The sequence below is a fragment of the Pseudomonas quercus genome, assembly GCF_012033695.1.
Classification (GTDB): domain Bacteria; phylum Pseudomonadota; class Gammaproteobacteria; order Pseudomonadales; family Pseudomonadaceae; genus Aquipseudomonas; species Aquipseudomonas quercus.
This window is the reverse complement of record NZ_JAAVJI010000003.1, coordinates 116071-131603: the sequence shown is the minus strand read 5'-3', so window position 1 is coordinate 131603 and position 15533 is coordinate 116071. Positions and strand designations below refer to the sequence as shown.

The window sequence follows — 15533 nt, the reverse complement described above, 5'->3', positions numbered from 1 at the left end:
CCAGCCAGCAGGCTAACATTGGGCACGGTTCTGTCTTCGACAGGCCGTGCCCTTTGCTTTTGAGAACACCCAAGAATTCTTCCGGTCATGAACGAAATCTCGACGCCTGAACAGTACGACCTGCAAACCGCCGCGCTCAAGGTGCCGCCTCATTCCATCGAGGCCGAACAGGCCGTGCTTGGTGGCTTGATGCTGGACAACAACGCCTGGGAGCGGGTACTGGACCAGGTGTCCGACGGTGATTTCTACCGTCATGACCACCGCCTGATCTTTCGCGCCGTGGCGCGCCTGGCCGACCAGAACCTGCCGTTCGACGTGGTCACGCTGTATGAACAGTTGGACAAGGAAGGGCAGGGCAGCCAAGTAGGTGGCCTTGCCTACCTGGGCGAGCTGGCCAAGAACACGCCTTCTGTAGCGAACATCAAAGCGTATGCGCAGATTGTTCGAGAGCGGGCCACCCTTCGCCAGCTCATCAGCATCAGCAGCGACATTGCTGACAGTGCCTTCAACCCGCAAGGGCGTAACGCCTCGGAAATTCTTGATGAAGCCGAGCGGCAGATCTTTCAGATTGCCGAGGCCCGGCCCAAGACGGGCGGCCCGGTGGGCGTAAACGACCTGCTGACCAAGGCCATCGACCGTATCGATACCCTGTTCAATACCGACCAGGCCATCACCGGCCTTTCCACGGGTTATACAGACCTGGACGAAAAAACCAGCGGCCTTCAACCGTCCGACCTGATCATCGTGGCGGGGCGACCCTCCATGGGTAAGACCACCTTCGCCATGAACCTGGTGGAAAACGCTGTGCTGCGCAGCGACAAGGCCGTGCTGGTGTATTCCCTTGAAATGCCAGGGGACTCACTGATCATGCGTATGCTGTCGTCCCTGGGGCGTATCGACCAGACCAAGGTGCGTACCGGCCGGCTGGACGACGACGATTGGCCACGGCTCACCTCCGCGGTAAACCTGCTCAACGACCGCAAGCTGTTTATCGACGATACGGCCGGTATCAGCCCGTCGGAAATGCGCGCGCGTACCCGTCGTATTGTGCGCGAGCATGGGGATATCGGCCTGATCATGATCGACTACCTGCAGCTGATGCAGATTCCAGGCTCAAGCGGTGACAACCGTACCAATGAAATTTCCGAGATCTCTCGCTCCCTTAAGGCGCTGGCCAAGGAATTCGAGTGCCCGGTAGTAGCGTTGTCGCAGCTCAACCGCTCACTGGAGCAGCGCCCCAACAAACGGCCGGTAAACTCGGACTTACGTGAATCCGGTGCAATCGAACAGGATGCTGACGTGATCATGTTTGTATACCGGGACGAGGTGTACCACCCCGAAACCGAGCACAAGGGCGTTGCTGAAATCATTATCGGCAAACAGCGGAACGGGCCTATCGGGACGGTGCGGTTGGCCTTTATCGGTAAGTACACAAGGTTCGAGAACCTGGCCCCAGGCAGCTACCAATTCGACGACGAGTAGGCCGGTTCGCGGGCTCTCTAGCGTTCTCACCTGTGGGACCGGGCAGAGCCCGGGAACAAGCCGCTACGCTTCAACAGTCAGGCCAAATCCGACAAAGGTAGTCGGGTTTGGTTGTTTTTTGTGCTATTCTCCGCGGCCGCGAATTCATGCGGGTCCATCTGTCTCAACCTCGGTTATCGCCATGCACGCAGCCAAGCCATTATTCGACTATCCAAAGTACTGGGCCGAATGTTTCGGGCCGGCGCCTTTCTTGCCGATGAGCCGTGCTGAGATGGATCAGCTGGGCTGGGATTCGTGCGACATCATCATCGTGACCGGCGATGCCTATGTGGACCATCCCTCGTTCGGGATGGCAATCATCGGTCGGCTGCTGGAAGCCCAGGGCTTTCGTGTCGGCATCATTGCCCAGCCAGACTGGACCAGCAAAGACGACTTCATGAAGCTAGGCGAGCCCAACCTGTTCTTCGGCGTGGCCGCCGGTAACATGGACTCGATGATCAACCGCTACACCGCGGACAAGAAAATCCGTTCCGATGACGCCTATACCCCTGGCGGCCTGGCAGGCAAGCGCCCAGACCGCGCCAGCCTGGTGTACAGCCAGCGGTGCAAGGAAGCCTACCGGCATGTACCTATCGTACTGGGCGGGATCGAAGCGTCGTTGCGCCGCATCGCCCATTACGACTACTGGCAGGACAAGGTTCGCCATTCGATCCTGATCGACGCCTGCGCCGATATCCTGCTGTACGGCAATGCCGAGCGCGCGGTGGTCGAAGTGGCCCAGCGGCTGTCGGCAGGCGAGTCGATCGAGAGCATCACGGACATTCGTGGGACGGCGTTCGTACGCCGGGACACGCCCGAGGGCTGGTACGAGGTGGACTCCACGCGTATCGACCGCCCCGGCAAGATCGACAAGATCATTAACCCCTACGTCAACACTCAGGACACCCAAGCCTGCGCTATCGAGCAGGAAAAGGGCCCGCAAGACGACCCGAGCGAAGCGAAGGTGGTGCAGATCCTCGAAAGCCCGCGCATGACCCGTGATAAAACGGTCATCCGCCTGCCGTCGTTCGAAAAGGTACGCGGTGATGCTGTGCTGTACGCACACGCGAACCGCGTATTGCACCTTGAAACGAACCCAGGCAACGCCCGCGCATTGGTACAGCGCCATGGCGAGATGGATGTGTGGTTCAACCCGCCTGCCATTCCCATGACCACCGAAGAAATGGACTACGTGTTCGGCATGCCGTATGCGCGGGTGCCACACCCGGTGTATGGCAAAGAGAAGATTCCAGCCTATGACATGATCCGCTTCTCGGTGAACATTATGCGAGGCTGCTTCGGGGGCTGTACCTTCTGCTCGATCACCGAGCATGAGGGTCGCATCATCCAGAACCGGTCCGAAGAATCGATCATTCGTGAAATCGAAGAAATTCGCGACAGAGTGCCTGGCTTTACGGGTGTCATTTCCGACCTGGGTGGCCCTACCGCGAACATGTACCGTATCGCCTGCAAGAGCCCCGAGATCGAATCGGCGTGCCGCAAGCCGTCCTGTGTGTTCCCAGGCATCTGTCCGAACCTGAACACCGATCACTCGGCGCTGATTCAGCTGTACCGGAGCGCACGGGCGTTGCCCGGCGTGAAGAAGATCCTTATCGCTTCTGGCTTGCGCTACGACCTGGCCGTGGAGTCACCGGAGTACGTGAAGGAGCTGGTCACCCATCATGTGGGCGGCTACCTGAAGATCGCGCCGGAGCACACCGAAGAAGGCCCGCTCAACCAGATGATGAAGCCGGGCATCGGCAGCTACGACCGCTTCAAGCGAATGTTCGAGAAGTACTCCAAGGAAGCGGGTAAAGAACAGTACCTGATTCCGTATTTCATTGCGGCGCACCCTGGCACCACCGACGAAGACATGATGAACCTGGCCCTTTGGCTCAAGGGCAACGGCTTCCGTGCGGACCAGGTACAAGCGTTCTACCCGTCGCCCATGGCCTCCGCCACGGCCATGTACCACTCGGGCAAGAACCCCTTGCGCAAGGTGACTTACAAGAGCCCAGCGGTCAGCATCGTCAAGAGCGAAGCGCAGCGCAGGCTGCACAAGGCCTTCCTGCGTTACCACGACCCGAAGGGCTGGCCAATGTTGCGCGAAGCCTTGGAACGCATGGGGCGTGCCGACTTGATCGGCCCGGGCAAGCATCAGCTCATTCCCGCCCATCAGCCCAACGGCGAGACCTACGTCAGTGCCCGCCGCAAGAACTCTACGCCAGCAGGAAGCCATAAGGTTGCGCGTGAGCAGCGTATCCTGACCCAGCACACGGGTTTGCCACCGCGTGGTAGCGACGGCAGCAAACCGTGGGACAAGCGTGAGGAGGCCAAGGCGGCGGCCCAGGCTCGTCGCGAGCAAACCGCCCGCGATAGCCGTGGCAATACTGCCAGCAAGGGCAAGAAGAAGCCGAGCCGCCAGCCGGTTATTCCCCGCTAGGCGCGCGCGGCTGTTCAGGCAACCGCACCGGCCCTGTTGTGTCAGAAGCCGGTAGCGGCCCTTCGTAAACACGGAAACGGTCGACGGGAAAACGCTGCCGATACCTGCTGATAAGCGTGGTACAGCTTTCACAGGTGGGGAACCGGGTGAACAGTGTCGCCTGCGTCACATCGCTCAGGTTTACTTCGGTGCGCTCAAGGTGCGCCAGGATATTGCGCTCCGAATCCAGTTGGCGCGTATTGTAGTTGCCAGAGGTCAACTGGCCGGGCTTCGACAGGTCAGGCAGGTGCAGCAAGCTTTCCTCACCCGGCTTGCCGCCGGCGCCTTGGCAACTGATATAGCGGGTTCCGTCTTCAGCACGCCAGGGCAGCGCAGGGTCTGTACCCTGGCCCACCAGGCGCTTACCCAGTGCCAGCTCTGACTTGCGGCGGCTGCCACCGGAGCCGCTGTAGTACACAGTGTGTGGCTGACCCTCTCCGTACTCCACTACCACGAACGCGATGTTTTTCCCTTTTGGAGGAGCGTCGGCCATCGCACCAGGGTCCAGTACCCGCTGGGCATCGAAGGGCGTGGCGGGCTCTGTCAGTCGGTTAAGGTGTGTAGCGACCATGGCGCGTACCGCTTCGGGCGTTTGATCGTTCAGCGGGTGGGTATAGTCACTTGTGGCAAAACGGCGTGCCTGCAGGGTGAAGCTTTGACGTTGGCAGCGGTTGAAAAAGGCCGCTTCTGCAGCAGTTGTGTTCAGGGCATACCGTTGCAGCAGCGAGAGGTCGATCCTGTGCCCGCCCTGGGCAATAGACTGCTCGACCTGCTCCAGATGATCCTGTGCAATGTCTAGGCCCCGGTTACGGATATGAATATTTGCATCCCAGCTTCCCGTATAAAGCAGCTTGAGCTCATCGGCTTCGGTCAGTGCCTCGGGGTGGGGCGAGTTCCCTTCTGGCAGTTTGCGCAAGGGAACAGGGCCGGCTTCGGTCGGGATGGTTCCGTGATAGTAGACACCGTCGTCCACGCACGTGACCAAATGAAATCGATCACTTTCAATATGCTTCACTTTCACGGCCGATAGCAGACGACGGTCTGCGACCTCGCCAGCGATACCGTCACGCACCTGGATGCGAAGGAAAATATCATTACCCGCGATGATCTCAGCCGAGATGTCGCTGTAATAATCTGCCCAGGCCAAAGGCTTCACTACGTGTGCCTTGCCGCCACGCACCTCTTGAAGCGCCCGGCTATCTACAAAGCGGCCAGTGGAGGTTGGAATGACCTTGCGTTGGTCGAACCACTCAACGGAGCCATTCGAAACCACGTCGCCTGCTTTGAGTTCGGTAAAGGGCTCTGTTGTCCGCTCTCCAGAGGGCCTGCAGACCAAGGCAGGCAATTGTCGGGCGACCCGGCAGCGCCCTTTAAGCAGCGGGCGTTCGAAGGGAGGCCGCGCCTGAACAAACGTGGCGGCACCCGTAGGCGTGGCCTCTTGCAGCCGATAGTAACGGCCCGAGCATTCCAGCCAGGTGTCATCCCCCCACCTAATCCATCGCTTGGGCAAGGCGGGCGCGGGGTCGGGCAGGTAACGCAGGCCATCGCGCGTTATCACTGGCAATGCCAGAGGGAGCCGACCAAGGCGCCCCCTGCCGTCCACGGTATCCAGTGAGGGGCCGTAGGGATGGCCGGTATAGGCATCCACGTGCCTGATCTCTCTGGCGTTACTCGTTTGCAGCCGGCCAGTCATCGCTAAAACCGTGCGCCCATCTTCGAAGCGTTGCACGGAGCGGTCGGGATAGGCCCAAGGCGCCTGGTCCGCACGGCTACCTACGCTAGCAGCGTCCGACAGTGGCCCAAGTTGCCGGGCAGCCCGGCGTAGCGCCTCGCGGTGGTTGAGCCGAACAGCTGCGATGAGCGCGACGTCGGCTACAGGCGTCATAGCGTCGTGGCCTGCCCCGTTAGCCAAACTGTCATCCAGCGCTTCACGCGCAGCACTGCGCAGGCGAGGCAAAAGCGCCCTGGCGGCGCTTCGCGTGCCTCGGCGCAACGATAAGCTGAGAAAGCGAAGGGTGAGGGCGCTGAGCCGCCCTAGCGTGCCCAAGGTGACCACGTCGGCGAGCAGCCCCAGTACGCCTAGCAGCACCAGCCAACTGGATTTTTCTTCGTGCCCTTCTCTGATTGTTTCGACGGATGACCAGAACGGCACTAGCGCCTTTACAGCCTCGGGTATACCTTGTTGGGCCTCAAGCGTGAGGGTGCCCTGTGCTTGCTTGTAAAACGTGCCCAGGTATGTCTGTGTCTGAAGTGCGCATTGTTTGGCAATGGCCGTGGCATTTCGGAAAACAGGCAGGCTGGAGGTGTATGCCGGGAGCTTGGCCACTGGCACCAGCCACCCGTCGAAGGTAGCGCGAGGTGAAGGTACCCCGCCTCGGGAAAACGCTTGCCAGTCAAAAGGCAGTGTCTGCTCTGCGTGTAAATGCCAGTTTCGGTCAAGCGTTGGGTAGGAAAGGTGGAGGCCCCTGTGCACCTGGCACCATCCGGCCCAAGGCAGGATAGTGTAGTGCCATATACCCTCATTGGTTTCTATTTGAAGGACCATACCGAGTGCAGCTACTTCTGGAGGCCCATCCGGGGCAGGGCGCTTGGCCAATTGGTAGAGGGTTACTTCATGACGTTCGAGGCGTAGGCGGTCGTGCAGGGGAAGGTCGTCGGTCAGGGCTCGCACCATGACCTCGATACCGTTGCTGATATTGGTTTTCCAACTCAGGAATGCTTGCTCAAAGCGCATTCCGATATCTGGAAGGTCAACTGCATTGCACCAAGGCTCGTAGAGTTGGCCATTGTGGCCTCTGACCAAGGCAGGTACGCGCGCGGGGGCCGGGCCTGCGGCCTCCCCTGTGATGATGGCCTCCAGCGCCGACACACCTGCCTGGGCAAACAGGCTCTGGCGTTCACGGTCCCTGGCATTTACGAAGCGCATCTCTGGGTCGATGCCACTCTGGCGCAAGGTTTCCAGAGCCATGGCTATGCGCCTGGGCATTGGCTGTTCCAGCGCCAAGGTAGCCCTCTCCAACGACGCAACACGCATGAGGAAATGGCGCCGTGCACTGGCCAGGCTGGCCAAGGCAGGCAATCGATAAATACGCTGGTTGGCTCTGCGCCAGTGCTCAAGCCCTAAAACCAAGGCATCGGCTAGGGCATTTGCCGATGCTTCGTCGGGCGAAACCTCAGACAGCCGAGCAGGCAATTGCAATGCATCAGCAAAAGACAAGTACGTGGCAGCCCCTGGGGTGATTGATTCTGCAAGTGCCACCCCTTGGGACAGCAAAACAAAGGAACCGCTCGTCAACCAGGCCAGTTCAGCAGGCAGGCCCAGTACACCGAGCTGAGCAGGTGCATGGCTGCCTAGCAGAAAGCGTATAAGGCCAAAGGTTTCAGCTGTACAGCCGGCCAGCGAAGGCATCAGATGGTATTGCATTGCTTCGAACAGGTCGCTTACACGAAGCCCGGTCATGGCGTGCGAATAAAAGTCAAAGCCGTGAATGTCTCCTTGGGGGTCTAGCGCCCAGGGTAACACCAGCGTCAGCAAGGCCAGGTCATGAACCGTGCAGGCCATAGCCCGAGGGGGCTCGTTGTCCCAGCCCAGGGTTTGGCCAAACAGGCGCAGCAGCGTTTGCGCGGTGTCATTGCATAGCACGCGTAACAGCCCAGTCAGGGGATAGTCCATCAACGTGCCCGCGCCTTGTTGGCCGCCGGCCTCATTGAGCAGCGTGCTTACCAAGGGGTGGGGCCCCCCGGCCAGCTGCGGCAGGGCGCGAAGCTTCTGGATTTCTACGTCATCCAAAAGGCTCAGCAGGCCGTAGTGCGCCGAATGCAGCAGGTAACGCAAGCGTCGTTCTCGCTCCAGGCGAAGGGCCTCTAGCAACAGGGTGACCTGAACAGCACGTTCGCCGGTGTACCCGGTATAGCGTTTGAGCAGAACGCCCAATTCCGCTTCCCGACGCCGCACCTTTGGCCGCCCCTGCTTATCCAGATAAAAGCTAACTGTCACGATGCGACGTTTGCGCAATTCATGTGCTTCAAGGCGCTCTACAGCGGGAAGGTGGCTTATGGCGGTTTCCAGTTCATACAATGGCTCATCTCGCCAGTGTGCAAACAGGTCAATCAGGCGCATCGGTGGTCTATGCATGTGGCTGCTCCTCTTTCATGGAGCAAGCATTCAATGCAAATCGGCCACCTGCGGGTGTTATATACGTCCTCACGTAGTGTTGAGGGGGATTTGCCCAGCAGGCAAGATAGGCCGCTCAATCATCGTGATACCGCGGGCCCCCCGAGGGGGGCCGGTCAATTGCCTGGAGCGTATGTATGTTGTGGAAAGCCTTGTTCGCCAGCCTGCTTAGCCTGGCTGCCGTTCCTGCACTAGCGGACGAGTGCAAAGTGACCGTGGACTCTACCGACCAGATGACCTTTGACCAGAAGCAAATCGAGGTCAGCAAAAGCTGCAAAACGTTCGAGGTAACCCTGACTCACTCCGGTAACCTGCCGGTGAACGTAATGGGGCATAACTGGGTGCTCACCAAAACCGCTGACATGCGAGAGGTTGCCAGCGATGGCATGAGTGCAGGTGCGGACAAAGGCTACCTCAAGCCTGAAGACACCCGAGTGATTGCCCATACCCGAATGATTGGTGCAGGCGAGAAGGACAGTATCACCTTCGATGCGTCTACTCTCGACCCTGCCGGGCAGTACACCTTCTTCTGCAGCTTCCCTGGCCACATCGCCATGATGCAAGGCACGCTTAAGATCGTGGATTAACCTCAAGCACACCGGCCCTGTCGAGTGTGGGGGAGGCCGGGAACCTGCCGTCCCCAAGCCAACAGGGTGCGGAGGGGCCTGCCTACATCACCTTGAACACATGTCGCAAATAAGCCACGAAATTAGGGTCGCGGCATTGGGTCTTGGCGGCTTCGTCAGAAATTTTCGCCACTGGCGCGCCGTTGCAGCTGGTCATCTTCAGCACCATGCTCATGGGCCTCACGCCGTCGAGGTCGCACGTAAGGTTAGTGCCGATGCCGAAACTCACATTGATACGCCCACGCAATACGCGGAAGAGGTTGAGTGCCCGGGGCAGGTCCAGGCCATCGGAAAACACCAGCGTCTTGGTCATAGGGTCAATGCCCAGCTTGCGGTAGTGGGCAATGGCTTTTTCGGCCCATACCACCGGGTCACCCGAATCATGGCGCAAGCCGTCGAAGAGCTTGGCAAAGTACAGGTCGAAGTCGTTGAGAAAGGCATCCATGGTAATGGTGTCGGTCAACGCGATACCCAGCAGGCCTCGGTACTCGCGCACCCAGCAATCCAGGGCGGCGATCTGGCTGTCGATCAGCCGAGGCCCTAGTTGCTGGTGCGCCATCACCCATTCGTGCGCCATGGTTCCCAAGGGCTTGAGGTCATACTTGCGTGCCAGGTACACATTGCTGGTGCCTACGAACCGCGCAGGAAACTCGGCCTTCAACAACCGCACCACTTCGTCCTGCACACCAAAGGAGAAGCGACGGCGTGTACCAAAATCAGCCACCTGCAAGCCTGCCAATTCGTCGACTGTGGCGTTAGCCACCAGCCAGTCGAATTTGCGGTATAGGGCGTCCCGGGCCTTTTGTAGCGTGACCTGCGGGTGCAAGGCACGGTTGCGTACCTCGCTGATCAAGGCCAGCACCGGCACCTCGAACAGAATGACATGCAGCCAGGGCCCCTTGAGTCGAATAAACAACTCATCGTGTTCAATACCGATTTGAACGTAGCGCAGGTTGAAGCGGAACAGCCCCAGGAAACGCAGGAAATCCGGCTTCATGAAGCTGATGTTTTCAAGGAAAGCGGTGTCCTCGTCAGACAGGCTCAGCTCGCACAAGCGCTCCATTTCGTGGCGCAGCGTTTGAAGGTAGGGCCGCAGGTCTTCACCGTTGCGGCAGCGGAACTCCCATTCCACATCGGTATTGGGGTAGTTGTGCAATACAGCCTGCATCATCGACAACTTGTACAGGTCGGTATCCAGCAATGACTGGATAAGGGCAGGGCCAAAGGGTGAATCGATCATCAAGGGCTCCAGATAGGCCAATGCCGTTCAGACAGCGGGCTATGCAAAAAGTCGAGCAGAGCTGGCAGCTTTGTACATCAGTCGCGATGGTGCGTGGTGTAGCGCCTGCGCACCGCCATTGTGCACTTCCGTTACGCTTGTTGTTACGCCTGGGTTGCGCTGGCTTACCGCTGGTGGTTGCTCCGCCACTGTTGTGCGGGTTGCTCCTGGCTATTGCCAGGGTTCTACTTGCCATGGCGCAGACGGTTGCACGTCCCACAAGCACGCCCCCTTGCCACCCTTTCTGAAAAGCTGTGCTAAGACTTTGAGCGTACCGAAAAAATGATGGCACGCTGCTTGCTCTGAGCAGAGCGCTGAAGTTGTAGTGCCAACCAAAATAATGTTCAGGAGCACCACCTCATGTCGCAGACGTTTTCCAAGAAAGGCATTCTGGCCCTGGCTGTTGCTACCGCCATGGGCGTTGCGTCTTATGCTCAGGCTGATGTGAAGATAGGTGTCGGCGGTCCTATGACCGGCGCTAACGCCTCATTCGGCGAACAGTACATGAAGGGCGCACAGGCAGCGGCGGATGCTATCAACGCTGCTGGCGGCGTAAACGGGGAGAAGATTGTGCTGGTGGCAGGCGACGATGCCTGCGAGCCTAAACAGGCCGTGGCCGTGGCCAACCGTTTGGTAGACCAGGACAAGGTCATCGGTGTGGTAGGGCACTTCTGTTCGTCTTCCACCATCCCGGCATCCGAGGTCTACGCCGATGCAGGCGTGATCGCTATCACGCCCGGCTCGACCAACCCCACTGTAACCGAACGTGGCCTGGCGACCATGTTCCGCATGTGTGGCCGCGATGATCAGCAGGGTGTTGTAGCGGGCGACTACATCGTGGATATGCTCAAGGCCAAGAAAGTAGCCGTAATCAACGATAAGGACACCTACGGCAAAGGCCTGGCCGATGCGACCTCAGCCCAGCTCAAGAAGCGTGGCGTCACGCCTGTATTGGAAGAAGGCCTGACCCGTGGCGAGAAAGACTTCAGCGCCCTGGTGACCAAGATCCGCAGCACCGGCGCGGAAGTGGTGTTCTTCGGCGGCCTGCACCCAGAGGCAGGCCCTCTGGTTCGCCAGATGCGTGAGCAGGGCCTGAAGGATGTGAAATTCGTGTCCGATGACGGCATTGTGACGGATGAGCTGGTGACCACGGCGGGCGGCGCGCAATATGTGGACGGCGTGTACATGACCTTCGGCGCCGATCCCCGCCTGCTGCCTGATTCCAAGGCTGTGGTGGACGGGTTCCGCAAGAGCGGCTACGAGCCTGAAGGCTACACCCTCTATGCCTATGCCTCGATGCAGGCGCTGGCCGCCGGGTTCAACGGCGCCAAGTCCAACAAGGGCGAAGACGCTGCCAAGTGGCTGAAGGCCAACCCGGTCAAGACCGTCATGGGCGAGAAAACCTGGGACAGCAAGGGTGACCTGAAGGTGTCGGACTACGTGGTGTACCAGTGGGGTTCGGACGGCAAGTACAAGCAGCTCGAAAAACAAAAATAAGTGTTGTGGGCCGGCGTGCGGGCTATGCCCCACGCCGGTATATGCCCTACCTTGCCTGCGCAACATGACAGCCGACCGTATCTTTTGGCATTTCCAGAGTACGGGTGGCTGGCGCGCTGATACGTTCACGAGAGTGCATGATGGACGGTATTTTCCTGCAGCAAATGGTCAACGGGCTGACCCTGGGGTCGGTCTACGGGTTGATCGCCATCGGTTACACGATGGTGTACGGCATTATCGGCATGATCAACTTCGCCCATGGCGACGTGTACATGGTCAGCTGCTATCTTTCTGCCATCGGGCTGGCCGTGCTGTCCTTTTTCGGCATCGAGTCTTTCCCCTTCCTGATTCTCGGTACGCTGATCTTCACCATTGTGGTCACGGGGGTGTACGGGTTTGTGATAGAGCGCGTGGCTTACAAGCCCTTGCGCAACTCCACACGCCTGGCACCGCTGATCAGCGCCATCGGCATTTCGCTGATCCTGCAGAACTACGTGCAGATCAGCCAAGGGTCACGTCAGCAGGGCGTGCCTACGCTCCTTGAGGGCGGCTGGCGGTTCGAGGTCGGCTCCGGCTTCGTGCAGTTGAGCTACACCAAGCTGTTCATCATCATTGCCGCCTTCGTGGGCATGGCGGTGCTGACCTACATCATCAAGTACACCAAGCTGGGCCGCATGTGCCGGGCCACCCAGCAAGACCGAAAGATGGCCTCCATCCTGGGCATCAACACCGACCGAGTGATCTCCTACGTGTTCATCATTGGTGCCGCCATGGCGGCACTGGCCGGTGTGCTGGTCACCATGAACTACGGCACATTCGATTTTTACGCAGGCTTCATCATTGGTATCAAGGCATTTACCGCGGCTGTGCTCGGGGGCATCGGCTCATTGCCCGGCGCCATGCTGGGCGGGCTGATCCTAGGAGTAGCTGAATCGCAGTTCTCCGGGCTTGTGAACTCTGACTACAAAGACGTGTTCAGCTTCGGCCTGCTGGTGCTGATTCTGATCTTCCGTCCCCAAGGCCTGCTGGGTCGCCCACTCGTGGCGAAGGTGTGACCATGTCTTCTGCGATCAACAAACCTGTCAACCTCAAGAAAAGCATCATTGATGCGATCGTGGCCGGCCTGCTGGCGCTGATCGTGTTCGGCCCTGTGGTGGGTATTGTGCTCGACGGCTATGGCTTCAACCTGCAGCCGGCCCGCACAGCCGTGATTGTGGCCGTGGTGATGGCCGGGCGTTTCCTGCTCAGCCTTTTCCTGCAAACGCCAAGCGGCCTGCGTATTGCGCAAGGCTTCGAGAGCAGCGGGGGCGGCGTGCATGTGCTTGCCCCGGACTACAAGTCCCGCCTGCGCTGGATCATCCCGCTGTTGATCGTGATCGCGCTGGTGTTCCCGGTGTTTGCCAACAAGTACATGCTCACTGTAGTCATTCTGGGCTTGATCTACGTGCTGCTGGGGCTGGGGTTGAACATTGTGGTAGGCCTGGCCGGCCTGCTGGACCTGGGGTACGTGGCCTTCTACGCCATCGGGGCCTACGGCCTGGCCTTGGGTTACCAGTACCTAGGCCTGGGCTTCTGGTCGGCATTGCCATTGGCGGCTATTGCAGCAGCCTTGGCGGGGTGCATCCTGGGTTTCCCGGTATTGCGTATGCACGGGGACTACCTTGCGATCGTGACCTTGGGCTTTGGTGAAATCATCCGCCTTGTACTGAACAACTGGCTGGATTTCACCGGCGGCCCTAACGGTGTGCCAGTTCCTTCGCCCACGATCTTTGGCCTTGAGTTCGGGCGTCGCGCCAAGGACGGTGGTATCCCCATCCATGAATATTTCGGCTTCGAATACAACGGGGACCTGAAATTCCTGTTCATCTACGCCGTGCTGTTCCTGGTGGTGATGCTGGTGCTGTACATCAAGCACCGCCTGACCCGCATGCCGGTAGGGCGTGCCTGGGAAGCCTTGCGTGAGGATGAGATCGCCTGCCGTGCCATGGGCCTTAACCATGTGCTGGTCAAGCTGTCGGCCTTTACCATTGGCGCCTCCACTGCAGGCCTGGCCGGTGTGTTCTTTGCCAGCTACCAAGGCTTTGTGAACCCCACATCGTTCACCTTCTTCGAGTCGGCACTGATACTGGCCATCGTGGTACTGGGTGGCATGGGCTCTACGGTCGGCGTGGTGATTGCGGCCTTCGTATTGACCGTGGCACCTGAGCTGTTGCGCAGCTTTGCCGAATACCGAGTGTTACTGTTCGGCATTCTAATGGTGTTGATGATGATCTGGCGGCCACGTGGGCTTATCCGCATCAGCCGTACTGGGGTGATGCCGCGCAAAGGAGTGGCGCCATGAGCGACGATATCATTCTGTCTGTCGAGCACCTGATGATGCAGTTCGGCGGTATCAAGGCGCTGAGCGACGTCAACCTGCAGGTCAAGCGCAATTCCATCTTTGCCCTGATCGGCCCGAACGGCGCAGGCAAGACCACCGTGTTCAACTGCCTCACAGGGTTCTACAGGGCCAGTGGCGGTCGTATCCAGCTCAATGCCCGCAAGGGCAGCGTAGAAGTGATCAAGCTACTGGGCGAGCCGTTCAAGGCTTCAGACTTCGTGGCCCCTAACCGCTTCTTCAGCCGGCTGTACTACAAGATGTTCGGCGGTACTCATTTGGTGAATCGCGCGGGCCTGGCCCGGACGTTCCAGAATATTCGGCTGTTCAAGGAAATGTCGGTGGTGGAAAACCTGCTGGTCGCCCAGCACATGTGGGTAAACCGCAACATGATCGCCGGCATTCTCAACACGCCTGGCTACCGCAAGGCCGAAGCGCGTGCACTGGAAACGGCGTTCTACTGGCTGGAGGTAGTGGACTTGGTGGATTGCGCCAACCGCCTGGCCGGTGAGCTGTCCTACGGGCAGCAACGCCGGCTGGAGATCGCCCGCGCCATGTGTACACGGCCTCAGGTCATCTGCCTGGATGAACCGGCCGCGGGCCTGAACCCACAGGAAACCGAAGCGCTGAGCGGGATGATCCGCCACCTGCGGGACCACCACGACATGACCGTGGTACTGATCGAGCACGACATGGGCATGGTAATGAGCATTTCCGACGACATCGTGGTGCTGGATCACGGCAACGTGATCGCGGTGGGCAAGCCGGAGCAGATCCGCAATGACCCGAAAGTAATCGCAGCCTACTTGGGTGCCGACGAGGAGGAGCTGGTATGACCGCCCCTATTCTGGAGCTCAAGGCCATCGATGTGTTCTATGGGCCTATACAGGCTTTGAAGCAGGTCTCGATGCACATCAACCCTGGCGAAACGGTCAGCCTGATCGGCTCCAATGGCGCTGGCAAATCCACGCTGCTGATGTCGATCTTCGGCCAGCCACGTATTGCGGCTGGGCAGATCTTCTACCAAGGCACAGACATCAGCCAGAAGTCCTCCCACTACATTGCCTCCAACGGTATTGCCCAGTCCCCGGAAGGGCGACGGGTATTCCCGGACATGTCAGTGGAGGAAAACCTGATGATGGGCACTATTCCCATTGGTGACAAATACGCCGGTGACGACATGCAACGCATGTTCGACCTGTTCCCGCGGCTCAAGGAACGGCGTAATCAACGGGCCATGACCATGTCCGGCGGCGAGCAGCAGATGCTGGCCATCGCACGTGCCTTGATGAGCCGCCCCAAGCTGTTATTGCTGGATGAGCCTTCCTTGGGGCTGGCCCCTATTGTGGTGAAGCAGATCTTCGCCACGCTAAGGGAGCTGGCCAAGTCTGGCATGACTATCTTTCTGGTAGAGCAGAACGCCAACCATGCATTGAAGCTCTCGGACCGGGCGTATGTGATGGTCAACGGGCAGATTCGCTTGAGTGGCACGGGGCAGGAACTGCTGTCCAACGATGATGTGCGCAATGCCTACCTGGGCGGGCACTGACACAGCGGGTGTTCTTCTCAGCCGGCTT

Annotated in this window: 10 protein-coding genes; 8 read left to right on the top strand and 2 right to left on the bottom strand. The window is 59.3% G+C overall.

The window, feature by feature from the left end:
- Positions 1 to 87 precede the first annotated feature (87 nt).
- The gene (gene dnaB, locus HBH25_RS06980) at positions 88 to 1482 is read left to right on the top strand and encodes a replicative DNA helicase (protein ID WP_168082887.1); all 1395 of its coding nucleotides are present in this window, start codon (positions 88 to 90) and stop codon (positions 1480 to 1482) included.
- A 181-nt stretch (positions 1483 to 1663) separates the two neighbouring features.
- On the top strand, positions 1664 to 3964 hold the full coding sequence (locus HBH25_RS06975; protein WP_168082885.1) for a YgiQ family radical SAM protein: 2301 nt from the start codon (positions 1664 to 1666) through the stop codon (positions 3962 to 3964).
- Here the strand turns inward: HBH25_RS06975 and HBH25_RS06970 are convergent.
- Entirely contained in the window at positions 3951 to 8138 is a 4188-nt protein-coding gene (locus tag HBH25_RS06970; RefSeq protein ID WP_168082883.1) for a deaminase domain-containing protein, read from the bottom strand. The two genes, HBH25_RS06975 and HBH25_RS06970, sit on opposite strands and share 14 nt — an antisense overlap.
- A gap of 176 nt (positions 8139 to 8314) precedes the next feature.
- On the opposite strand from HBH25_RS06970, the gene azu reads away from it, so the two are divergent.
- Positions 8315 to 8764: an azurin gene (azu, locus tag HBH25_RS06965; RefSeq protein WP_168082881.1), complete on the top strand. Its 450-nt coding sequence runs from the start codon at positions 8315 to 8317 to the stop codon at positions 8762 to 8764.
- Positions 8765 to 8846: 82 nt separating this feature from the next.
- On the opposite strand, the gene pncB is transcribed toward azu, so the two are convergent.
- Positions 8847 to 10043: a nicotinate phosphoribosyltransferase gene (gene pncB, locus HBH25_RS06960; protein WP_168082879.1), complete on the bottom strand. Its 1197-nt coding sequence runs from the start codon at positions 10041 to 10043 to the stop codon at positions 8847 to 8849.
- Positions 10044 to 10442: 399 nt separating this feature from the next.
- Here pncB and HBH25_RS06955 point away from each other — a divergent pair, with 399 nt between their 5' ends.
- The 5 genes from HBH25_RS06955 (at position 10443) to HBH25_RS06935 (ending at position 15505) form a co-directional block, all read left to right on the top strand.
- Positions 10443 to 11579, top strand: coding sequence for a branched-chain amino acid ABC transporter substrate-binding protein (locus HBH25_RS06955; protein WP_168082877.1), 1137 nt, complete (start codon positions 10443 to 10445; stop codon positions 11577 to 11579).
- 140 nt (positions 11580 to 11719) lie between these two features.
- Positions 11720 to 12634 carry an ABC transporter permease subunit gene (locus HBH25_RS06950; RefSeq protein WP_168083505.1) on the top strand — a complete coding sequence of 305 codons (915 nt, stop codon included), beginning with the start codon at positions 11720 to 11722 and terminating at the stop codon, positions 12632 to 12634.
- 2 nt (positions 12635 to 12636) lie between these two features.
- Positions 12637 to 13920: a high-affinity branched-chain amino acid ABC transporter permease LivM gene (gene livM, locus HBH25_RS06945; protein ID WP_168082875.1), complete on the top strand. Its 1284-nt coding sequence runs from the start codon at positions 12637 to 12639 to the stop codon at positions 13918 to 13920.
- Positions 13917 to 14792 (top strand): ABC transporter ATP-binding protein, encoded by an 876-nt coding sequence (locus tag HBH25_RS06940; protein WP_168082873.1) that lies wholly within the window; start codon positions 13917 to 13919, stop codon positions 14790 to 14792. Before livM ends, HBH25_RS06940 begins: the two co-directional genes overlap by 4 nt.
- Positions 14789 to 15505, top strand: coding sequence for an ABC transporter ATP-binding protein (locus HBH25_RS06935; RefSeq protein WP_168082871.1), 717 nt, complete (start codon positions 14789 to 14791; stop codon positions 15503 to 15505). Before HBH25_RS06940 ends, HBH25_RS06935 begins: the two co-directional genes overlap by 4 nt.
- Positions 15506 to 15533 lie beyond the last annotated feature (28 nt).